The organism is Paracoccus amoyensis (assembly GCF_014490725.1).
GTDB classification, from domain to species: Bacteria; Pseudomonadota; Alphaproteobacteria; order Rhodobacterales; family Rhodobacteraceae; genus Paracoccus; species Paracoccus amoyensis.
On record NZ_JACOQL010000003.1, the window covers coordinates 438,539 to 459,966 of the forward strand.

At 58.3% G+C, this 21,428-nt stretch carries 23 protein-coding genes, 1 tRNA gene and 1 riboswitch; of the genes, 15 read left to right on the plus strand and 9 right to left on the minus strand.

Going from position 1 to position 21,428, the window contains the following annotated elements:
- Nucleotides 1-17: 17 nt before the first annotated feature.
- A riboswitch (FMN riboswitch) is annotated at nt 18-149 on the minus strand.
- A 225-nt stretch (nt 150-374) separates the two neighbouring features.
- The gene (locus H4P12_RS11165; protein WP_187793992.1) at nt 375-1,385 is read left to right on the plus strand and encodes an AbrB family transcriptional regulator; all 1,011 of its coding nucleotides are present in this window, start codon (nt 375-377) and stop codon (nt 1,383-1,385) included.
- A gap of 53 nt (nt 1,386-1,438) precedes the next feature.
- Here the strand turns inward: H4P12_RS11165 and H4P12_RS11170 are convergent.
- Nucleotides 1,439-1,525 (minus strand) — tRNA-Leu (locus tag H4P12_RS11170).
- Nucleotides 1,526-1,651: 126 nt separating this feature from the next.
- Between H4P12_RS11170 and lipB the strand changes: the two genes are divergently transcribed.
- The 5 genes from lipB (at nt 1,652) to H4P12_RS11195 (ending at nt 5,621) form a co-directional block, all read left to right on the plus strand.
- Nucleotides 1,652-2,296: a lipoyl(octanoyl) transferase LipB gene (lipB, locus tag H4P12_RS11175; protein ID WP_187793746.1), complete on the plus strand. Its 645-nt coding sequence runs from the start codon at nt 1,652-1,654 to the stop codon at nt 2,294-2,296.
- A gap of 116 nt (nt 2,297-2,412) precedes the next feature.
- Nucleotides 2,413-2,853: a c-type cytochrome gene (locus H4P12_RS11180; RefSeq protein WP_187793747.1), complete on the plus strand. Its 441-nt coding sequence runs from the start codon at nt 2,413-2,415 to the stop codon at nt 2,851-2,853.
- A gap of 65 nt (nt 2,854-2,918) precedes the next feature.
- Complete coding sequence (locus H4P12_RS11185) at nt 2,919-3,281, plus strand: MliC family protein (protein WP_187793748.1); 363 nt, start codon at nt 2,919-2,921, stop codon at nt 3,279-3,281.
- Between the two features lie 169 nt (nt 3,282-3,450).
- Complete coding sequence (locus tag H4P12_RS11190; RefSeq protein WP_187793749.1) at nt 3,451-5,127, plus strand: cytochrome c oxidase subunit I; 1,677 nt, start codon at nt 3,451-3,453, stop codon at nt 5,125-5,127.
- Nucleotides 5,127-5,621, plus strand: a complete 495-nt coding sequence (locus H4P12_RS11195) for a DUF2244 domain-containing protein (protein ID WP_187793750.1) — start codon at nt 5,127-5,129, stop codon at nt 5,619-5,621. The genes H4P12_RS11190 and H4P12_RS11195 overlap by 1 nt, the downstream gene beginning before the upstream one ends.
- A 98-nt stretch (nt 5,622-5,719) precedes the next feature.
- Here the strand turns inward: H4P12_RS11195 and H4P12_RS11200 are convergent, their stop codons facing one another.
- Nucleotides 5,720-5,908 (minus strand): DUF3008 family protein, encoded by a 189-nt coding sequence (locus tag H4P12_RS11200; protein WP_187793751.1) that lies wholly within the window; start codon nt 5,906-5,908, stop codon nt 5,720-5,722.
- Nucleotides 5,909-5,952: 44 nt separating this feature from the next.
- Entirely contained in the window at nt 5,953-6,414 is a 462-nt protein-coding gene (locus H4P12_RS11205) for a GatB/YqeY domain-containing protein (RefSeq protein ID WP_187793752.1), read from the minus strand.
- A gap of 167 nt (nt 6,415-6,581) precedes the next feature.
- Here H4P12_RS11205 and carA point away from each other — a divergent pair, with 167 nt between their 5' ends.
- Nucleotides 6,582-7,730, plus strand: coding sequence for a glutamine-hydrolyzing carbamoyl-phosphate synthase small subunit (gene carA, locus H4P12_RS11210; protein WP_187793753.1), 1,149 nt, complete (start codon nt 6,582-6,584; stop codon nt 7,728-7,730).
- A 122-nt stretch (nt 7,731-7,852) separates the two neighbouring features.
- Nucleotides 7,853-9,973 (plus strand): glycosyltransferase, encoded by a 2,121-nt coding sequence (locus H4P12_RS11215; protein ID WP_187793754.1) that lies wholly within the window; start codon nt 7,853-7,855, stop codon nt 9,971-9,973.
- On the opposite strand, the gene H4P12_RS11220 is transcribed toward H4P12_RS11215, so the two are convergent.
- A complete protein-coding gene (locus H4P12_RS11220; RefSeq protein ID WP_187793755.1) occupies nt 9,970-12,798 on the minus strand; it encodes a [protein-PII] uridylyltransferase family protein in 2,829 nt (942 codons plus the stop codon). The two genes, H4P12_RS11215 and H4P12_RS11220, sit on opposite strands and share 4 nt — an antisense overlap.
- 205 nt (nt 12,799-13,003) lie before the next feature.
- Between H4P12_RS11220 and H4P12_RS11225 the strand changes: the two genes are divergently transcribed.
- The 3 genes from H4P12_RS11225 to ilvN all read left to right on the plus strand — a co-directional run bounded on the left by H4P12_RS11225 (nt 13,004) and on the right by ilvN (nt 16,380).
- The gene (locus tag H4P12_RS11225) at nt 13,004-13,843 is read left to right on the plus strand and encodes an arginyltransferase (RefSeq protein ID WP_187793756.1); all 840 of its coding nucleotides are present in this window, start codon (nt 13,004-13,006) and stop codon (nt 13,841-13,843) included.
- 155 nt (nt 13,844-13,998) lie between these two features.
- Nucleotides 13,999-15,753, plus strand: coding sequence for an acetolactate synthase 3 large subunit (locus tag H4P12_RS11230; protein ID WP_187793757.1), 1,755 nt, complete (start codon nt 13,999-14,001; stop codon nt 15,751-15,753).
- Nucleotides 15,754-15,819: 66 nt separating this feature from the next.
- Entirely contained in the window at nt 15,820-16,380 is a 561-nt protein-coding gene (gene ilvN, locus H4P12_RS11235) for an acetolactate synthase small subunit (RefSeq protein WP_187793758.1), read from the plus strand.
- A gap of 17 nt (nt 16,381-16,397) precedes the next feature.
- Here the strand turns inward: ilvN and H4P12_RS11240 are convergent, their stop codons facing one another.
- Together H4P12_RS11240 and H4P12_RS11245 are read right to left on the minus strand one after the other, a co-directional pair.
- On the minus strand, nt 16,398-16,658 hold the full coding sequence (locus H4P12_RS11240) for a hypothetical protein (protein WP_246449244.1): 261 nt from the start codon (nt 16,656-16,658) through the stop codon (nt 16,398-16,400).
- A gap of 433 nt (nt 16,659-17,091) precedes the next feature.
- Nucleotides 17,092-17,844 (minus strand): M48 family metalloprotease, encoded by a 753-nt coding sequence (locus tag H4P12_RS11245; protein WP_187793760.1) that lies wholly within the window; start codon nt 17,842-17,844, stop codon nt 17,092-17,094.
- Nucleotides 17,845-18,030: 186 nt separating this feature from the next.
- Here H4P12_RS11245 and H4P12_RS11250 point away from each other — a divergent pair, with 186 nt between their 5' ends.
- Complete coding sequence (locus tag H4P12_RS11250) at nt 18,031-18,276, plus strand: hypothetical protein (protein ID WP_187793761.1); 246 nt, start codon at nt 18,031-18,033, stop codon at nt 18,274-18,276.
- Here H4P12_RS11250 and H4P12_RS11255 read toward each other — a convergent pair.
- Nucleotides 18,267-18,524 (minus strand): DUF167 domain-containing protein, encoded by a 258-nt coding sequence (locus H4P12_RS11255; RefSeq protein WP_187793762.1) that lies wholly within the window; start codon nt 18,522-18,524, stop codon nt 18,267-18,269. The two genes, H4P12_RS11250 and H4P12_RS11255, sit on opposite strands and share 10 nt — an antisense overlap.
- Nucleotides 18,525-18,643: 119 nt before the next feature.
- On the opposite strand from H4P12_RS11255, the gene H4P12_RS11260 reads away from it, so the two are divergent.
- Nucleotides 18,644-19,213 carry a nitroreductase family protein gene (locus H4P12_RS11260; protein WP_187793763.1) on the plus strand — a complete coding sequence of 190 codons (570 nt, stop codon included), beginning with the start codon at nt 18,644-18,646 and terminating at the stop codon, nt 19,211-19,213.
- Nucleotides 19,210-19,941 (plus strand): EI24 domain-containing protein, encoded by a 732-nt coding sequence (locus H4P12_RS11265; protein ID WP_187793764.1) that lies wholly within the window; start codon nt 19,210-19,212, stop codon nt 19,939-19,941. Before H4P12_RS11260 ends, H4P12_RS11265 begins: the two co-directional genes overlap by 4 nt.
- On the opposite strand, the gene H4P12_RS19180 is transcribed toward H4P12_RS11265, so the two are convergent.
- Together H4P12_RS19180 and mce are read right to left on the minus strand one after the other, a co-directional pair.
- A complete protein-coding gene (locus H4P12_RS19180) occupies nt 19,886-20,116 on the minus strand; it encodes a DUF1467 family protein (protein ID WP_343069810.1) in 231 nt (76 codons plus the stop codon). The genes H4P12_RS11265 and H4P12_RS19180 overlap by 56 nt on opposite strands.
- Nucleotides 20,117-20,153: 37 nt before the next feature.
- Nucleotides 20,154-20,558, minus strand: coding sequence for a methylmalonyl-CoA epimerase (mce, locus tag H4P12_RS11275; protein ID WP_187793765.1), 405 nt, complete (start codon nt 20,556-20,558; stop codon nt 20,154-20,156).
- Nucleotides 20,559-20,692: 134 nt separating this feature from the next.
- Between mce and H4P12_RS11280 the strand changes: the two genes are divergently transcribed.
- Entirely contained in the window at nt 20,693-21,427 is a 735-nt protein-coding gene (locus tag H4P12_RS11280) for a response regulator (RefSeq protein ID WP_187793766.1), read from the plus strand.
- Nucleotide 21,428: the final 1 nt, after the last annotated feature.

The following is a 21,428-nucleotide window of genomic DNA, read 5'->3' on the forward strand; positions in this document are numbered from 1 at the left end:
CATGGGATGGGAACGGCCCAGGTTCTCTTCCATCCGGACTATACCGTCGGCCCCGGAATTTCACCGGATCTGCTGACCCCTTCCCAAAGGAAGGGCGCTCGCGGGCTATCACCGCCGGTGGGGAATTTCACCCCGCCCTGAGAACAGTTCATAAATAGCATTCCAGCCCCTCAAGTCAAAGGGGCCAGCGCAATTTTCGTGTTCCGGCGATGGAAACGTGGCGTCCGGTCCACGGAAACGAGGCAGAGTTAAGATCGCGGCACATCATCGCTGGACCTTGTCAGAACGCTGACGTATCGCGACAAGCGGCGAAATCGCCACGACCTGATTCCCAAAACAGTTGTTACGGAGCGCGGGTGAAACGACATCAGCTTATGACGGTTCTGCTGGCTTTGATCGGAGCGGTTGGCTTTGTCGCTCTTGGCCTGCCATTGCCCTGGCTTCTTGGCCCCATGCTGATCTGCCTTGTCGCCGCGCTTGCCGGGGCACCCCTTCAAGGCCTTGGGCTTGTCACGACCATCATGCGCACGATCCTTGGCGTCGCGGTCGGGGCCTCGATCACGCCGCAGGTGGTTTACCAATTGCCCGATATCGCGGCGTCGCTGGGCATCGCAGTGATCTTTACCGCCGTTATCGCAGCCGTCGGCTATCCGTTCTTTCGCCGCGTTTTTGGCTTTGACCACGCAACCGCATGGTATTCCGCCATGCCCGGTGGCTTGCAGGACATGCTGGTTTTCGGGGAAGAGGCCGGCGGCAACGTCCGCGCATTGTCGCTGATCCACGCGACCCGCGTGTTGGTGATCGTGACGGTCGCGCCGCTGATCATGCAGCTTTACTGGCAGGTCGACCTGACGCGGCCGCCCGGCATCTCGATCACACAGTCGGACCCGATTCAACTGATCATCATGATAGCCGCAGGGATCGCTGGCTGGAAAATCGCCGAACGTGTCGGGCTGTTCGGCGCCTCGATCCTAGGTCCGATGATCCTGACCACGGTGCTGTCCCTGACGGGTGTCATCACCCAACGTCCACCGGCTGAATTCATTCAGGCCGCGCAATTCGTTCTGGGCATCGCGGTGGGCGCGAAATACGCGGGCATCACCGGGAAAGAGCTGCGCATCTATGTCACCGCGGGAGTGGTCTATTCCCTGCTCCTTGCCTGCCTGACGCTGGTTTTCTTTGAGATCGTCGTGCAACTGGGTCTTGCGCCCGGTCTGGATGCCCTGCTGGCGTTCTTGCCGGGTGGTCAGGCCGAAATGGTCGTGATCGCGATTATCGTCGGCGCGGACCTGCCCTATGTGATCAGCCACCATCTGCTGCGGATCGTGCTGGTCATCGTCATGTCCCCGATCGTCTCGAAAATGATCGAGAGGCGACGAAGCTGATGGTCGGCATACAGGATTGACATACTGCCGATTCACAAACCGAGTTTGTGAAATGGTGCGGTCGAGAAGACTCGAACTTCCACTCCGGTTAAGGAACAGCGACCTCAACGCTGCGCGTCTACCAATTCCGCCACGACCGCATCCGGGCAGTGGCGGGGTATTAGCCGAGGCGTCGGCGATTGAAAAGAGGGTTTTTCGGCATTCGCAATCTTTCCCCTTCGCTTCCCCGGCTTGACGCGCGCGCGTGAAAGGATCACATCCCCGCCATGGTGGAATGGATCATCGCAGACGGTTTGACAGGCTATGACGACGCAGTTGCCTTCATGGAGGCGCGCGTCGCCGCAATTCATGCTGGCAACGCCGATGAACTGATCTGGCTGGTCGAACATCCGCCGCTTTATACCGCCGGAACCAGCGCAAAAGACACCGATCTGTTGGACGCACGCTTTCCTGTCCATGCCACAGGGCGGGGTGGTCAATACACCTATCACGGGCCGGGACAGCGCGTGGCCTATGTCATGCTGGACCTGAACAAGCGTGGTCGCGATGTCCGCGCCTTTGTGCAAAAGCTGGAAAACTGGGTGATCGCGGCCCTGGCCGAATTCGGCGTGACCGGCGAAATTCGCGAAGGCCGCGTCGGGGTTTGGGTGGCGCGCCCGGAAAAAGCCCCCCTGTTTGACGGCTCGATGCGGGAAGACAAGATCGCGGCCATCGGGGTCAAGCTTCGCAAATGGGTCAGCTTTCACGGCATCGCCGTCAATGTCGAACCCGATCTGGCCCATTACGGCGGTATCGTGCCATGTGGCATTTCGGCCCACGGTGTCACCAGCCTTGTCGATCTGGGCCTGCCGGTCACGATGAGCGATCTTGATGTCGCGCTGCAAGACAGTTTCGGCCGCGTCTTCGGCTGATCTGCGCCCCCCACATCACAATCTCAGCTATGGCCGACCACAGGGGTGGCAAAGGAATTTCAAAGGCATATACATGATCGTGGCCCTCATGTGGCCCAGATCAGCAAGGAGTGGTTATGAAACATCTGATCCTTGGCACCCTGCTTGGGGCCACCCTAGCCATACCCGCAGTTGCACAGTCGGCTGGCGATGCATCCGTTGGCGAATCCGAGTTCCGCAAATGCAAGGCGTGTCACGCAATCGAATCGCCTGAAGGCGAACAAATCGTCCGTGGTGGCAAGACCGGGCCGAATCTGTGGGGCATCGTCGGTCGCAAGATCGCATCGCAAGAAGGGTTCAATTACGGCGCAGGCATCAAGGAACTGGCCGAGATGAACCCGGACATGGTCTGGACCCAGGAAGATCTGGTCGGTTACCTCACCAACCCGACCGAATGGCTTGAGGAAAAAACCGGCGATTCAGGCGCGCGCAGCAAGATGACGTTCCGCCTGAACGCCAATCAGGCCGATATGGCCGCTTATCTGGCGACCGTTTCGCCCGATGCGCCGGCGCAATAAACCAATCCGTTTCCCCTGACCGCCCGCAACCAACCTTGCGGGCGATTATAGTTTTTGGACATAACATGCAGAAATTTCTTTCCTTCATCGCCGCTTCTTGCGCTGCAATCTCACCCTCGGTCGGTGCCGCAGCGGTTATCGTTCAGTTTGCGACAGGCGAGGAAACCAGCGTGACCTCGACCAGCTACGTTTGCGCGGGTGGCGAGCCGTTCCGGGTGCAATATGTGAACGGCGCGGCCAATTCCCTTGCCCTGATCCCGATCGACGGGACCGAACGGGTTTTCGTGAATGTCGTGTCGGCTTCTGGTGCACGCTATGTGTCGGGCGAATATGAATGGTGGTCCAAGGGCGATGGCGCCATGCTGGACAACCTGATGGATGATGCCGAGCCGCAGGAATGCACGTCAGGTGACACTGCGACCCAATAAGGCTATCCTGCCGACAGGCTTGGATCAGGCGACCAATCGGGCACAGTCGGGTCGCTTACGGCGTTCAAAGCACCGTGATGGATTGCCGGGTCGCGGTGGCTGGTCTAAAGAAAGCGTGATGACGCCGGTCCGCCCGACCGGCATGACGAGATTTTGAGGGAGTTCGGGTATGGCAGACGCAGCCGCTCACGGCCACGACGACCATCACGACCAACGCGGGTTCTTTACCCGGTGGTTCATGTCCACCAACCACAAGGACATTGGTATTCTTTACCTTTTCACCGCTGGCATCGTGGGTCTGATTTCGGTCAGTTTCACGGTCTATATGCGGATGGAATTGCAGCATCCGGGCGTGCAATACATGTGTGCGGAAGGTGCGCGTTTCATCGCGGATGCCACCGCAACCTGCACCCCGAACGGCCATCTGTGGAACGTGATGATCACCTATCACGGCGTCCTGATGATGTTCTTCGTGGTGATTCCGGCACTGTTCGGCGGCTTCGGCAACTATTTCATGCCGCTGCAGATCGGTGCGCCGGACATGAGCTTTCCGCGCCTGAACAACCTGTCCTACTGGTTGTATGTCTGCGGCGTGGCACTGGGCATCGCATCGCTGCTGGCTCCGGGTGGCAGCGGCCAGATGGGTTCCGGCGTTGGTTGGGTTCTTTACCCTCCACTATCTACGCTTGAGGGCGGCTATTCGATGGATCTGGCGATTTTCGCCGTCCACGTTTCGGGCGCATCCTCGATCCTTGGCGCGATCAATATCATCACCACTTTCCTGAACATGCGCGCCCCCGGCATGACCCTGTTCAAGGTTCCGCTGTTCGCATGGTCCGTCTTTGTGACGGCCTGGCTGATCCTGCTGGCGCTGCCGGTTCTGGCAGGCGCAATCACCATGCTGCTGATGGACCGCAACTTCGGCACCAACTTCTTCAACCCGGCTGGCGGTGGTGATCCGATCCTGTATCAGCACATCCTGTGGTTCTTTGGCCACCCCGAGGTGTATATCATCATCGTTCCGGGCTTTGGCATCATCAGCCACGTGATCGCCACTTTCGCCAAGAAGCCGATCTTCGGTTATCTGCCGATGGTGCTGGCCATGATCGCGATCGGCGTGCTGGGCTTTGTCGTGTGGGCGCACCACATGTATACCGTCGGCATGTCCCTGACCCAGCAAAGCTACTTCATGCTGGCCACCATGACGATTGCCATCCCCACCGGCATCAAGGTCTTTTCGTGGATCGCGACCATGTGGGGCGGCTCGATCGAGTTCAAAACCCCGATGCTGTGGGCCTTTGGCTTCCTGTTCCTGTTCACCGTCGGCGGCGTGACCGGCGTGGTGCTGTCGCAGGCGCCGCTGGACCGTGTCTATCACGATACCTATTACGTCGTGGCCCACTTCCACTATGTGATGTCGCTGGGCGCAGTCTTTGCGATCTTTGCTGGCATCTACTACTGGATCGGCAAGATGTCGGGCCGTCAGTATCCCGAATGGGCCGGCAAGCTGCATTTCTGGATGATGTTCATCGGTGCAAACCTGACCTTCTTCCCGCAGCATTTCCTGGGCCGTCAGGGCATGCCCCGCCGCTACATCGACTATCCGGTCGAGTTTGCCTATTGGAACAATATCAGCTCGCTGGGCGCCTATCTGTCCTTCGCCTCGTTCATCTTCTTCATCGGCATCGTGTTCTACACCCTGTTCGCAGGTAAGCGCGTGACCGAGAATAATTACTGGAACGAATACGCCGACACGCTGGAATGGACCCTGCCCTCACCCCCGCCGGAGCATACTTTCGAGCAGCTTCCGAAACGTGAGGATTGGGATCATAGCCGCGCGCACTGATGCCATATGAATGGAAAGATACGGCCCCGGATGATTCCGGGGCCGTTTCATTTGAACTGCGCCTGTGGCCCTATCGGTCGCTGCCCATTCGCGGCTTTGTCTGGTTCTTCGCCATCACGGCCGCTTTGCTCGGCTTGCCTTTGTTGGCCGTCATCGGCACGATGGTTCTGTGGGGCCTGTTGCCGTTCATCGCGCTGGCTTTGTGGGGCATCTGGTTCGCGTTTCAACGCACCTATCGCAGCGGCGAAACGTTTGAGGTGCTGCAATTCGATCGCGCCAATCTGCATCTGCGCCGCCATGACACGGGCAGACCCGACCGTGAATGGCAAACAAACCCCTATTGGGTCCGCGCCATGCTGCGCAATGGCCCGGTCGAGGACTATCTGACGCTTGGCGACGGTAAACGTGAACTGGAACTGGGTGTGTTTCTGACGCCGGCAGAACGTCGTTCACTGCGTGACGAAATTCAGGACAGACTATCACGGCTGCGTTAGGAGCCCCGCACGGTCTATGCGCAGGGCCCCTCGATCAGCACATGAAAAGCACAAGCGCAAAATCTGCGGCCACTCTGGACCGGCGGCAGAAAAGGTCCCTAGTCGTCTTCGACGTGATCGGGCAATCCGTCCAGCTTGGTCGAGGCAAAGTCCTCAAGCTCAGCTTCGGTCATGCTGTCATACATCTCACGAGAGGCACCTTGCAGGTCGCTGACCTTGGTTTCGCCTCTTTTTGCGGCAAGCGCAGCACCTGCGGCGCGCTGTTGAGCTTTGGATTTGGCGGGCATGAAACAATCCTCCTGCCCACCAACGTTTTCGTCCCGTCAAGGGTTCAGTTCAAAAGGCGAGATTTTACCATTGGGCCAACCGCGCCAAAGTCCATCTGGCCGGCGAAACGCTCGCGCAGTTCCGCCATGACGCGGCCCATATCACGGATACCGGTCGCGCCCAGATCACCAATCACGCTGTCAATCGCCGTCGCGGTTTCAGCCTCATCCAACTGCCGTGGCAGAAATTCCTGAACGATCTTGATTTCGTCTTCTTCATTCTGCGCCAGTTCCAGACGACCACCCTCTTCATAGGCTTTGGCCGATTCCTGACGCTGCTTTACCATGCGCGACAGAATCGCCATCAGATCGGCGTCGGTCAGCTCGCCATTATTATCGCCGCCACGCAGGGCAATCTCGCGGTCCTTGACGGCTGCAGCGATCAGGCGCAGCGTTGACAGACGGGCGCTGTCCTTGGCTTTCATGGCGTCTTTGATCGAAGCTTGCAGTTTGGCTCGCAAATCCATTGTCGTTTCTCCGACCTTGTTTCTGATGCGCTTCATACGCAGAAGCGCGAAAGATGGCCATGTAGGTGGGTCTTGACGATTAATCAAGGCAAGACACCGGGTTCAATGCCTTGACCTTGGACCCTGCTGCCCCTATTCACCAGCTGTTTTCAGACAGAGGTGCCACCATGGCCATAAAACCGACCGCCTGCCTTGCGCTAGCCGACGGAACCGTATTTTACGGCCAGGGCTTCGGAGCACCCGGCGAAGTCGTGGCCGAACTGGTCTTCAACACCGCGATGACCGGCTATCAAGAGATCATGACCGATCCTTCTTATGCAAGCCAGATCGTCACTTTCACCTTCCCACATATCGGCAATACCGGGGTCACACCTGAAGATGACGAAGCGCCCGATCCCGTCGCCAGCGGCATCGTCGTTCGTTGGGATCCGACCCAGCCATCAAACTGGCGCGCGGCAGGTGAGCTTGCCGAATGGATGGAGCGTCGGGGCCGTATCGGCATCGGCGCCATTGATACACGCCGCCTGACCCGCGCGATCCGCCAACAGGGTGCCCCGCATGTGGTGCTGTCCTACAACCCCGACGGTCAATTCGATATCGAGGCGATGATCGCTCGCGCCCGCGGTTGGAAAGGTCTGGTCGGGCTTGATCTGGCCAAGGACGTCAGCTGCGCCCAAAGCTATCACTGGACCGAAGGTGCATGGGAATGGGGCAAGGGCTTCGGCACCAGCCCGGAAGCAAAACCTTTCAAGGTTGTCGCGCTGGATTACGGCGCGAAACGCAATATCCTGCGGTCGCTGGTCGCGAATGGCGCGGATGTGACGGTATTGCCTGCGACGGCCACCGCAGAAGAGGTTCTGGCACATAACCCCGAGGGCGTTTTTCTGTCCAACGGCCCCGGCGACCCCGCTGCCACCGGCGAATATGCTGTTCCGATGATTCAGGAACTGCTGGCCCGCGACGTGCCGATCTTCGGCATCTGCCTTGGCCATCAAATGCTGGCGCTGGCGCTTGGCGCCAAGACCATCAAGATGAACCACGGCCATCACGGGGCGAACCACCCTGTCAAAGACATCGAGTCTGGCAAGGTCGAAATCACCTCGATGAACCATGGTTTCGCGGTGGACAGCCAGACGCTGCCCGAAGGTGTGCTTGAAACGCACGTCAGCCTGTTTGACGGTAGCAATTGCGGCATCCGCGTGCAGGACAAGCCGGTGTTTTCGGTCCAGTATCATCCCGAAGCGGCGCCCGGCCCGCAAGATAGCTTGTATCTGTTCCAGCGCTTCGCCGATTCGATGCGCGAACGTCGCGGCTGATTCGTCCAACACCCATAGGCTTCCAAGGCGCAGGTATCCTATCTGCGCCTTTTGTCGTTTCGAGCTTAACCTGCTGTTAATCCTGTCCATGCGACAACCGTTCGACCCAAGAGGGAATGCCCATGGCCGAACGCGTGTTTTCACTGCAAGAAAACCTGTCAGATCGCGACAAATCGCGTGGTTTTGAGGCAAGACTGCCCGCGGCCCGTGCGGCGCATAGCCAACAGCGACTGGGCCGGATCCTGTTGGAAGATAACGCCGTCGATTCTGGAAATCTGCTGAAAGCGGTCGTCATGCGCCAGCGACAGAAGGTCCGGCTTGGCCAGATCCTTCTTTCCCAGGGTTGGGTGACGCCCGAAGCCCTGTTGCACGCCCTGTCCCGGCAATGGCGCAGCAGCATTGTAGATACTGACCGGACACCAGCCGATCCAAGACTGATTGACGATGTCGGGGCTGAATTTTGCCTGCGCCATGGAATTTTGCCCTGGCGTCGTCTGGGCGGGATCACATGGGTTGCCACCTCACGTCCCGAAGCCTTTGCCGATATCTGTCAACAGCTTCCGGCGCATTTCGGCCATATCCGAATGCTGCTGTGCAGCGAGGAACAGGCCCAGGCTTCCATCCTTTCCTCGCGCCGAACCGCGCTGATCCGCCGCGCAGAACTTCGCGTGCCCGCCCATGAAAGCTGTCGGACGCGAAATGAGGGACGAATGGCGCGTCTGGCGTTGTCGCTTATGCTCCTGCTTGCGGTGGGCCTGTGGTTCGCGCCCGTGCTGATCCTGTCGCTTCTGATGGGGTGGACTGCCCTGACGCTGATCGCGCAAAGCGGGCTGAAGCTTGCGGCGTTCATCGCGACATTGCGGCAAAATGCCAATGATCGCGCAAAGGCCGAAGCTCTGGCGGGCCGCAGAAAACCGACCGACGAAATGTCAGGCCCATTGCCCGTCATTTCTGTCATGGTTCCGCTGTTCAAAGAACAGGATATCGCCGGAAAGCTGGTCAAGCGTCTGGCCCGGCTGGACTATCCGCGTGAATTGACCGATATCATCCTGGTCATCGAAGCGGATGATGATGTCACCCGCAATACCTTGGCGGCAACGGAACTGCCCCGCTGGATGCGCATCGTTGAGGTGCCGCCCGGCCCTATTCAGACAAAACCGCGCGCGCTGAATTACGCCCTGAACTTCTGTCGCGGCGAAATCGTTGGGATTTGGGATGCCGAGGATCGGCCGGACCCGGATCAGTTGCACAAAGTGGCCCGGGGTTTCCACTTTGCACCTCAGGATGTCGCCTGTCTGCAAGGCGTGCTGGATTATTATAATCCGTCCACCAACTGGTTGTCCCGCTGCTTTACGATCGAATACGCGGCGTGGTTTCGGGTGTTGCTGCCGGGCGTCGCAAAGCTTGGGCTCGTGGTTCCGTTGGGCGGGACGACGCTGTTCTTTCGTCGCGCTGCCCTAGAGGCAGTGGATGCCTGGGACGCTTGGAACGTCACCGAAGATGCGGATCTTGGTGTTCGTCTGGTCCGCCGTGGCTTTCGCACCGAAATTCTGGATACGACCACCAATGAAGAGGCCAATTGCCGCGCACTTCCCTGGGTCAAACAACGTTCGCGGTGGCTAAAGGGTTACGCCATGACATGGGGCGTCCACATGCGCGACCCGCTTGCCCTGTGGCGCGATCTTGGATCATGGCGTTTTCTTGGGTTTCAGATCCAGTTCTTTGGCAGCGTTTCGCAATATCTGCTGGCCCCGTTGCTATGGAGCTTTTGGCTACTGCCCCTCGGGCTACCGCATCCGTTGCGTGCGCCGTTGGAAAATGCCTTTGGCGGGGCTGCCCTGACCCTGCTTCTCGCACTGTTCATCGCATCAGAACTACTCAGCATCGCAGTGGGTCTCTGGGCTGTCCGGGGAAGCAAGCATCGGCATTTGCTGGCTTGGGTGCCGACGCTGCATCTTTACTTCCCCTTGGGGTGCCTGGCGGGGTGGAAAGCAATCTATGAAGTGGTCGCAAGGCCGTTTTATTGGGACAAGACCCAGCATGGCGTCTTTGCGCCCAACGACTTTCTGGTTCAGCAGCCCACGCCCAACAACACGATAGCCGTCGAGTTGATCGGTCAGATCGGAGAAGATCGCGAAGCTGCCATCCCATTGTCCGATATATCAGACACAGCGATCCAGCAGCGATTGTCGGCAGCGACCTGTCAGCTCGATACCCCGCCGCGCCAAAGATTGCAGGGCTAATCGCCATTCAAATGACCGGACTGACCCTCGGCTTCTTTACGGCCCGCCTCGATCAGCACAGCTATTTCATCCGCAGCCAACCCGACCCGCTCATCCAGCTTCTGATGCAACGCGTCCAGCGATGTTTGCCCGGTCTCGCGCAGCAAAAATTCTTGTCCACCGGCTCCAAGCTCTTCCATGTTCAGTGGTTTCGCCGTTAGCAGCCGGCCCGAGCATTGCAGACGCCACAGGAAGCGCCAGGTCGAGGACAAATCGTCCGCAATCGGCCCGTCAATCAGTGCTGCCCGCTTTCCGGCACGCAACTGCGCAAGAACCCCACGTGCAGGATCGCCTGCACGCAGCGCAAAGGATTGGGCCAGCAATTCGATATCCTGCAAGCGTCCGGGCCCGACCTTGGCTTCCCATGTTCCATCCGTTGGCTTGGCAACGAATATCCGCTCTCTCATATCATCCAGATCGGGGATGACGCGTGGATCGCGTCCGCGACTTTGCAAAATTTCAAGGCGCAACGCCTCGATATGGCGGGCAAGCGCTTGGCCATCGGCGCCGACCTCGGCCACGACACGGGCGCGGGTCAGCGCCAGATGCTCCCACGTCCAGGCTTCGGTCAACTGGTAGTTTTCGAAGCTTTGAATCGAGGTGGCAACCGGCCCCTGGCGGCCTGACGGGCGCAGGCGCATATCGACTTCATACAGCCGGCCTTCAGCAGTCGGCGCAGAAATCGCGGTGATCATCGCCTGCGTCAGACGCGAATAATAGGCCCGCGTCGCCAAAGGCCGCTTCCCATCAGAGCTTTCTTCGCCAGCTGCATCATAAATCACAATCAGATCCAGATCCGAAGCCGCATTCAGATTGCGCGCGCCAAGCGATCCCATACCCAGAACAACCGCGCCCCGTCCCGGTGGCGGGCCGTGCCGTTCGGCAAATTCGCTGGCGGTTATCGGGAACATTGCGGCAATGCTGGCATCTGCCAGATCGGCATATTGAACAGCCGCCTCATCCGCGTCGATCAGGCCGCGCAGATGGTGTACACCAATGCGGAACTGCCATTCATGCGACCATCGGCGTGCAGTGTCCAGCGCGGTTTCATACCCCCCATCGGGGGCCGTCAGGGCCCGTTGCAGATTCTGCGACAGGCTTTCGCGCAAGCCCACGGCACCCGGCCAGGGCGCAAAGAAGCTGCCGCCCAAAACCGCGTCCAGAACCGACGAGTGCTGCGACAGGTAAGAGGCCAGCGCGGGTGCGGTGCCGCAAATATCGGCGATCAGCTCGATCAATTGCGGGTTCGCCTCGAACAGCGAAAACAGCTGAACTCCAGCTGGCAACCCGGCAAGAAAACCATCGAACCGGGCCAGCGCATCCTGGGGATGGCCGGTATGGGCCAAACGAGACAGCAACTCGGGTTCGACCCGTTTGAAGATCTGCCGCGCACGCGTGGAACGAAGGGCGGGATAGTTTTGCCAGCGGTCGATAACCTCTTGCATTTCGGCAGGCACGACGGGCGCGTCCGCCGCTTCACTGGGCGCAAAGAAGGATTCGGTCAGGTCATGCACCCGTTCCAATCTGTTTTTCAATCGGTCGGAAAACGCTGCGACATCATCTTGCCCCATCATGGCGGCGATGGTGGTCAGGCCTTGGCTGTCTTTAGGCAGGGTGTGCGTTTGGGCGTCGTTCACCATCTGGATACGGTGTTCGATATCGCGATGTTCGCGATAGTGCTGGATCAGCTCTGTGGCGACATCGACGGGAACCCACCCCTTCGCCGCCAAAGCGTTCAACCCACCGACCGTATCCCGCTGCCGCAGATCAGAGTCACGACCACCAGCAATCAACTGCCTGGTCTGTGTGAAAAACTCGATCTCGCGAATCCCGCCGCGCCCCAATTTCATGTTATGACCCGGGATTTCCAGTTTGCCGCCAAGTCCCTTGTGGTCGCGAATGCGCAACCGCATGTCATGGGCATCCTGAATCGCAGCAAAATCCAGGTGTTTCCGCCAAACGAATGGACGCAATTCACGCAAGAATCGGTCGCCCGCGACAACGTCACCTGCCGCCGCACGCGCCTTGATAAAGGCAGCGCGTTCCCATGTGCGCCCCTCGGCTTCATAATAGGCCAGCGCGGCAGCGGTCGAGATGCAGACGGGCGTCACGGCGGCATCCGGCCGCAAGCGCAGATCGGTGCGAAAAACATATCCATGTGCCGTGACATCGGACAGTGTCGCCGTCATCTTGCGCGTCGCCCGGATCAGGGCAGCCCGTGCCTCGTGTTGGTCATCCGGCGCGTAGGCGGTTTCATCAAACAGCACGATCAGATCAATGTCCGAGCTGTAATTAAGCTCTTTTGCACCGCCCTTTCCCATTGCCAACGCAAAAATGCCGCCGGTATCGGCCTGCGTCGCTGGCAATTTACCGCGTCGGATTTCGTGCGCGACATGAACCCGCAACGCCAAATCCACGGCGCGGTCTGCAAGGTCGGACAACGTGCCGGTCACCTGCTCTAACGACCAGACGCCCCCCATATCCGCAAGCGCACTTAACAATGCCACACGTCGCTTTGCCCGCCGCAGGGCAATGCCCAGTTCCTCGCCGTCCAGTTCCTGAAAATCGGCGGTTTCACGCGCGACAACATCGTCATGTTCCAGCGCTTCGGGTAGCCAGTCAGCCTCTTTTTCCAGCAGGGACGCCAGATAGGGACTGCTACCCGCCACCGCGAAAATCAGATCGATGACCGGTTGCGACAGCGCGGAAAAACGCCCGGCGACATCGGCGGCACGCACCTGATCGACAGCAATGGGATAGCGGGTGATACGGTCAGCAAAGCTCATATCCGGCACAGTAGCCAAAGCCTTTCACGCGTCAACGGCGCAACGCCGAAGAATTCTGCCAGGGTTTGAGGATTTCCAAGCTTTCCCTAAGATGATTTCATTGTTACGCTCCCATCAAAGCTCAACCAAAAGGCTAACCGGAACCTGATTTGCGCATGATCAGCCCCGCCTCGCTTATACGACTGATACTGAGGGTGCATAACTGATGCGCCACACGTTGCCGCATGCACCGCAATTCTATGTGACGGCTCCGCAACCTTGCCCGTATCTGCATGGGCGAGCCGAAAGGAAGCTGTTCACCGCGCTGCATGGCGACAATGCCACCGAATTGAACAATGCCCTGTCGCGGCAGGGCTTTCGCCGGTCACAGAACGTACTTTACCGGCCCAGTTGCGAAAGCTGTGTTGCCTGTATGTCTGCGCGGATTCGGGTGGCGGATTTTCGGCCCTCGCGGACGCAGCGCCGTTTGACGCGGCAGAATTCCGGCTTGCGACGTCTGGCGACAAGCGCCTGGGCCACGGAAGAACAGTTTGATCTGTTTCGCAGCTATCTGGACAGCCGTCATGCTGATGGTGGCATGGCTGACATGGATATTTTCGAGTTCGCGGCAATGATCGAAGAAACGCCGGTCAAAACGCGGATCATCGAATATCGCTGCGACGATCAGGACTCATCCCGGCTTGTCGAAGGTGATGAACATCTTGCCGCTGTCTGTCTGACCGATGTGCTGGATGACGGTCTAAGCCTTGTCTACAGCTTTTATGATCCGGATCTGCAGGCGGCCAGCCTGGGCACCTACATCATTCTGGATCATATCGAAATCGCGCGCGCGGCGAACCTGCCCTATATTTATTTGGGGTATTGGGTGCCGGGCAGCCGCAAGATGGATTATAAGGCCCGGTTTTCAGCGCTAGAGATCTACAAGGGCGGTGTCTGGCAGAATATCGGCGACCCCGACGACCACACGAATGAGGCCCATCCGCTGTCGGTTGATCCCATTATCGAACAGGTCGCCCGCATCTCTCTGCCCCCGTCAGATCGATAAGCCACCCCAATTCGCGAAATAAAATTTCAAATCACCGCCCCTTGGCGATATTTTCTCCGCGACCCCATTGACCCTGCCAAACCACCTACATAATTTGCGCCGACGCTGTGGCCAATTTCCGGTGCAGTGAGATGATATTGAATGGAGTAAGAGACATGTCCCGAGAAATGACGGGTGCAAGAATGGTTGTCGAAGCGCTGCGCGATCAGGGCGTCGACACCGTATTCGGCTATCCGGGCGGGGCTGTACTACCCATTTACGATGAGATTTTTCAGCAGAATGACATTACGCATGTTCTGGTTCGCCACGAACAGGGGGCCGTTCACATGGCCGAAGGTTACGCCCGCGCGACGGGAAAACCGGGGGTCGTCCTGGTGACCTCTGGTCCCGGTGCAACCAATGCGGTCACGGGATTGACCGACGCGCTGCTGGATTCGATTCCGATTGTCGTTCTGTCAGGACAGGTTCCGACATTCATGATCGGCACCGATGGCTTTCAAGAGGCTGATACGGTTGGGATAACCCGCCCCTGCACCAAGCATAACTGGCTGGTGAAGGACACGAACAAGCTGGCCGAAACGATCCACAAGGGATTTCATGTCGCAACGACGGGCCGCCCCGGTCCGGTTCTGATCGATATTCCCAAAGACGTCCAGTTCGCGACCGGCCAGTATTTTTCACCAGACGAGTTGGCATCCGACCGGTATCAGCCCATTCGCAAGGGCGATATTCAGGCCATCACCCGGCTTGTGGAACTGATCGAACAGGCGGAACGTCCGGTTCTTTATACCGGCGGTGGCGTCATCAATTCTGGCCCCCACGCGAGCGCATTGCTGCGCGAACTGGCCGATACGGCCGGCTTTCCCGTCACCTCGACCTTGATGGGGCTTGGCGCCTATCCGGCCTCTGCCCCGAACTGGATCGGCATGTTGGGGATGCATGGTCTGTATGAGGCTAATCTGGCGATGCATGGCTGTGATCTGATGATCAACATCGGTGCGCGGTTCGATGATCGCATTACCGGACGTATCGCCGATTTCAGCCCCAACTCGATCAAGGCGCATATCGATATCGACCCCTCGTCGATCAACAAGGTCATTCAGGTCGATATTCCAATTCTGGGCGATGTCGGCGAGGTGCTGAAGGACGTTCTGGACGTCTGGAAATCACGTGGCAGCAAGACCAACAAAGCCGCGCTTGGCAAATGGTGGGAACAGATCGAGGGCTGGAAGGCAAAGAACTGCCTGTTCTATCGCAACAGCGAAACCATCATCAAACCGCAATATGCCCTGCAACGCCTTGAGGCGCTGACCAAGGGCCATGACCGCTATATCACCACCGAGGTCGGTCAGCATCAGATGTGGGCAGCCCAGTTCCTGCATTTCGATGAACCGAATCGCTGGATGACATCGGGCGGGCTGGGCACGATGGGCTATGGCCTGCCTGCCAGCCTCGGGGTTCAGATGGCTCATCCAGAGGCATTGGTCATCAATGTCGCGGGCGATGCAAGCTGGCTGATGAACATGCAGGAAATGGGCACTGCCGTTCAGTTCCGTCTGCCTGTCAAGCAGTTCATCCTGAACAACGAACGGCTGGGCATGGTTCGCCAATGGCAGCAACTTCTGCACGGCGAACGATACAGCCAAAGCTGGTCCGACAGCCTGCCAGATTTCGTCAAGCTGGCCGAGGCATTTGGCTGCAAAGGGGCGCAAGTGCGCGATCCCAGGGATCTGGACGCCGCGATTCAGGAAATGATCGCCTATGACGGTCCCTATATTCTGGATGTGCTGGTCGAGAAGCATGAGAATTGCTTCCCAATGATCCCATCGGGCAAACCGCATAATGAAATGCTGCTCGGCGAGGCCGACACACAGGGCGCCATCAAGGCAGACGGCGCGGTTCTGGTCTGATCCATCTCTGGCAGGGTGAACGGCCCTGTCGAAACGAATTATTCTGCTGAAACACAGGGGCAGATCATGAGTGCACTGAATCTTCAACAAGGCGCGTCCAGCCATTCGGCCTATGACCTGCGCGACCCCCATGCCGACCGTGAAGAAAGCCATACACTGGCGGTTCTGGTCGAAAACGAACCGGGCGTGCTGGCCCGCGTCATTGGCCTGTTTTCGGGGCGTGGTTACAACATCGACAGCCTGACGGTGGCCGAAGTGGACCACACCGGCCACCGTTCACGCATTACCGTCGTCACCCGAGGCACCCCCGAGGTGATCGTTCAGATCAAGGCGCAGCTGGGCCGCATTGTTCCCGTGCATGAAGTTCACGATCTGACCGCCGAGGGCGCGGCAGTCGAGCGAGAGTTGGGTCTGTTCAAAGTCCGGGGCAACGGCGACAAACGTGTTGAGGCGCTGCGGATCGCCGAGATCTTCCGCGCGAATGTCGTTGATTCGACGCTAGAGAGCTTTGTGTTTGAGGTTGTCGGCACGCCGTCTAAACTGGATGCCTTTGCCGACCTGATGCGTCCGCTGGGCTTGATGGACCTGGCGCGCACCGGGGTTGCCGCATTATCGCGCGGCACCTGATTTATCCGACAAGATTATTAACGCGCGGCGCTGATCCTAAGGTTCGGCGCCGTTTGCTTTTCTTGGCCGTCCTTCGTGTCGGGCTTGCCGACAGCGACCAGACGCAAATGCGGTTCCGGCGCGGCTGCCATGACGCTGGATTTCAACATGGCTGGCAGTTGCATACACCCGCGCTCTGACACCAGCGAGACTTGACGGGCATGACGCAGATTATTGATAATCTCGCTTTCCAGCTCGACCAGATCGCCCGTGCCCGGCCACAGTCCGGTTCCCAACAAATTATCGCGGCCTTCCAAATAGGCTAACGACGCATGATCTTCACACCAGATCACAGCCTTTTCGCGTATTTCATTGCTCCAAACAATGACCCCGAGCATAGCGCCTCACTGTTACTCCATCCGCCTTCTGGCTTCAGGTTCTACTGTTATAGTCGCGACTTTATGTATGTATTAATCGCGACAAAAGCGAAAAACCGCTCACCGATACGCTTTTTAGATTTGGCCGCTTGACCTATCTTCAGATGCAGGTTGCAAAAGAAGTTTCCTACTTGACGCAACAGATTGACTTAACTTGGAAATATTCTGGTGTTTTAGTTTTCAAAATGCAGTTACTTCTTTGTGAAATTTGCACTTTCTGAAAGCTTGTTGCATTTTTACAAGAGTGGTGCTGCGCCGTGATAAAGTTACCCCAACGTTACCCGAACAAGTTCAATTATCTTGCCCGACCGCTGTGCACGTCAGCTACCGCGCGCTGTACTTGCCCCAAACGAGACGCGCGGGAAGGATGTGTGCCCAGGATATGATCGCCGGGATCAGGCAGGCGATCAAAGAACCGGGCGCCATTGACTGGGTCAAAGCCCGCATTCATCGTCATAATTGCGCCCAGATAATCGGCCTGCAGTTCCCAATCTCTGGAATAATAGCGCGATCCGACCGATGCACCAATCCGTTGGGCGGTTTCGATGGCATTCTGATTACCGCCATAAACCGACGCGATACTGCCCAGAATAACGGCACCTGCTGACGCCGCACCAGTTTTGCGATCAAGGTGGTTCAAGACATGGTGGGCGGCTTCGTGACCGACGACGAAGGCCACCTCGTCACCATTTCTGGTCTGGGCAATCAGGGACAACGTAAACCCAATGATCGGCCGACCGGCGGAATCGACGGTTTGAAATGCGTTCGGCTCTAGCCCCGAACGGTCATCGACCACGAACTGAAAGTCGCAGTTGATCGGTTGAGTGCGACGCTGCAGGCATTCTCGCTCGACCGCAGGCTCCATACGTCGCATGACCTGAACGAACATCCGCGCCGCAGATTGCGGGGATCCATCATTGGTCAATACAGGCGCGCGCGCGATCGAGATCGTGGGGCCGTTTGGGGTATTTCCCTGCTCGACCGGGATTGGTGCGCAGGCCGAAACCGCAAGCATCCCCAAACCCAAGACAGTCGCGATCCGCTTCATGGCCCATGTCCCTGCTCTGATTTTCCGGCATGGCTGCTTTTGTCAGCTCGACCGAATCTGCCTTAACTTATCGGGCGGAACGGCGGTGCGCAAACCCGCCCTGACCCGTTTCGTGCACGCATTGGCAGGATTTCCCCTGCCCCGTCTCACAGGTTATGCTGCCACGAAAACCACAAGGAGAAGACAATGTTCACCATTGAGCATGATTTCGATGCCACAGTCATCACCTTGATCGATGAGGCAGAGCCGAATACCCGCCCGTTGAACGAAGACATCGTCATCCAGTCCTTTGACGACCGCGTCATCGTCGAGCAGATGCACCCCGACGGAGACGAGGTGATGCAGGTCGTTTTCACCATTCACCAGCTGACAGAATTGCGGCTGGCGCTGAACCTGCCCGAAGGAAATTATCGGATCGAGCGTCAGGAATGATCTATCCGAAACACCTTGTCGCGTGATGTCGCCCCCCGAACCAGCGTCAGCCGCGACTTGGCAAGGCCCAGGGCTTTTGCCAACAGCTTGACGACGGCTGCGTTTGCCTTGCCATCTTCCGGGGCGGCGGTGACATGGACCCGCAAAATTCCACCCTCGGCCATAGCGACCTGATTTCGCTTTGCTTTTGGCGTGACGCGAACCGGAATTTCGGCATTTGGCTGGTTAAGATGGGTCAGGTCGATCATATTGCCATGTTTCAACGGCTGACCGCTTTCTTTCAACCCTTTGCAAAGATGTTGTGATGCACTTTGCTTTCGCCGCCGCCGGGCTTAACTGGAACCGCAAGAACAAGAAGGAGACGCCAATGCAATTTCGCAACAACGCCGCACTGGAATTTCTGGGTTCGCGCCGCTCTCATCCGCCAAAACTGCTACAGCAACCCGCACCTGATCGCGATCAAGTCACCCAATTGCTGACATTGGCCGCCCGTGTGCCGGATCACGGCAAGCTGGAGCCATGGCGTTTCATTGTCCTGTCACGCGAAACATTGGACAGTTTGGCACCCATCGTGCGGCAGCAGGTTCTTGAAAGCGGTCAGGACCAGGCAGCGGCGGCCAAGGCCGAGGCGGCGTTTACATCCCCCCTGATCGTTGCGGTGGTCTTTTCGCCGGTTGAAAGCCCGAAGGTGCCCGAATGGGAACAATTTCTGTCTGCCGGAGCCGTGTGTCTGGGTCTTGTGAACGCGGCGCTTGCCTCTGGCTGGGGCGCGGCATGGCTGACCGGATTTGCGGCATTGAACCCTGATTTTGGGCGTAAATATCTGGAACTGGCTGAACATGAACGGATTGCGGGCTTGATCCATATCGGAACGCGCGGCGAAGCGCCGCCCGAACGTCCACGCCCGGATATCGCTGAACGCACGGTCTGGCTATGACCGTCGCTTTCCGCGCGCTGGCGCTTGGATGGGGCGATCTTCTGCGTCCGCGTGTCTTCAAGCTGGCACTGGCAGGAATCGCCCTGACGATCGTTCTCTTTGTCGCGTTGCAGGCCGGATTGTTCTGGCTGATCCGCACGTTCCTGCCGGGGGACTTCGCCCTGCCATGGATTGGAACGATTGATTTTGGCAATACGCTGTCATGGGGTTCGCTGGCCCTGTTCCCGCTGATGGGCTTTTTCCTGATGGCGCCGGTTGCGGCTGGCTTTGCCGGGCTATTCGCGGAAAATGTGGCCGAGGCGGTCGAGGATATTCACTACCCTGCCCGTCGCGGCAAATCGCTCAGCATCATGGATGGCTTGGGGGAATCGCTGGCCCTGATGGCTTTGGTCGTGCTGGTGGCGATCATATCGCTGCTCCTGACGCCCGTGCTTGGGCCACTTGCGCCGGTGCTGTTCTATGTCGTGAACGGCTGGCTGCTGGGCCGAGAATTTTTTCAGATGGCAGCCCGCCGACATCTGTCGAAAGAGGCCACGTTGATCATGCGGCGCGACAATCGCGGGCAAATCATTCTGGCCGGCGTTCTTGTCGCGATCGCATTGACGATTCCGCTCGTGAATATCGCCGTGCCATTACTGGCGGCGGCGGCTTTTACCCATCTGTTCCACTTGATCAGCGAAAAATCTGATCGAAATTCGCCACATCAGCGCGGGTCACAACTCCGCTAAGAATGATCCATGCGATCAGCCCCCAAATGGCGACGGTAATCAGCGTGGTCCGGATCAGGATCGGCTTCACCTTCAGATCGGCCGGTGCGCCAGCATGGGTGCCCGGCACAACATGTCCGGCATCCTGCTGACTGCGCTGACCAACCACGCCACGATGAACAAGGTCAGAAACCACAACACCGCGAACAGGACGATCCCGCCAGTCAAATTCATCAGACCTGCTCCAATTCGATCAGCGTGCCGTTGAAATCTTTCGGATGCAGAAACAGGACCGGCTTGCCATGTGCGCCGATCTTTGGCTCACCATTGCCCAGAATGCGGGCACCGTCGGCCTTCAGCTTGTCCCGGGCGGCAATAATATCCTCGACCTCGAAACACATGTGATGAATGCCGCCAGAAGGGTTCTTTTCCAGAAACCCGTTGATCGGGCTGTCATCGCCCAGCGGATACAGAAGCTCGATCTTGGTATTGGGAAGTTCGATGAACACAACCGTCACGCCGTGATCCGGCTCGTCTTGAGGTGCCCCCACTTTCGCGCCCAGAGTATTCGCGTATTGGGCCGAGGCGGCGGCAAGATCAGGCACTGCTATGGCTACGTGATTCAAACGTCCGATCATCATTCTCTCCCGTATTTGCAGGCTTTGTAGTCCTTTCATCGATGAAGCGAAAGGAAATCCGACCATGATTAACCGGTTCTTAGAGAATCGGTCGTTAGGTAAGTCCATAGGGGATGATGAACGGGATTTCAGACATGCAGACAGAAATTGGAACGACCCTACGCGAAACGCTGCCTCTGTGGCAGGCGTGCTTGCCGGGGCGCCCCTTGGCGGGCCTGACTGTGTTGGTCGTCGAAGATTCGCGCTTTGCCAGCGAAGCGGTGCGACTGCTGTGCCTGCGCTCTGGCGCGCGTATCCGGCGGGCCGACTGCCTGCGTTCGGCGGCGCGCCATCTGCGAACCTATCGTCCTGCGGTCGTCATTATCGACCTTGGGCTGCCAGATGGCGATGGCGCCGATTTGATCCGGCAGATTGCCAATGCAGAACTGCGGGTGCCTGTGCTGCTGGGCATCTCGGGCGATCCCGAATTGCGCGAAACGGCGCTGCAGGCGGGTGCGGACGGCTTTCTTCCCAAGCCCATCGAAAGTCTTGCCGTGTTTCAACAGATGATTTTATCGGCCCTGCCAGAACAGACGACAGGTCGTGGATTGCGCCTGTTACCCAACGACGTGATCCAGCCCGATCCCTCGGGCTTGCGCGATGATCTGGTCCATGTCGCCGAAATCCTTTCGGGCGCACGGGACACCTCGGCCATCGACTATATCGCACGTTTCCTGGCCGGGGTCGCAAGATCAGCCCATGATCCCGCGCTGGAAGAGGCGGCAACGGCCCTTGCCCGCGATCATCAAGCCGGTCATGCACTTGCAGGTGATCTGGTCCGGATCAGCGGCATGGTCCAAGATCGACTGGCAACGGTGGCCGAAATCTAGG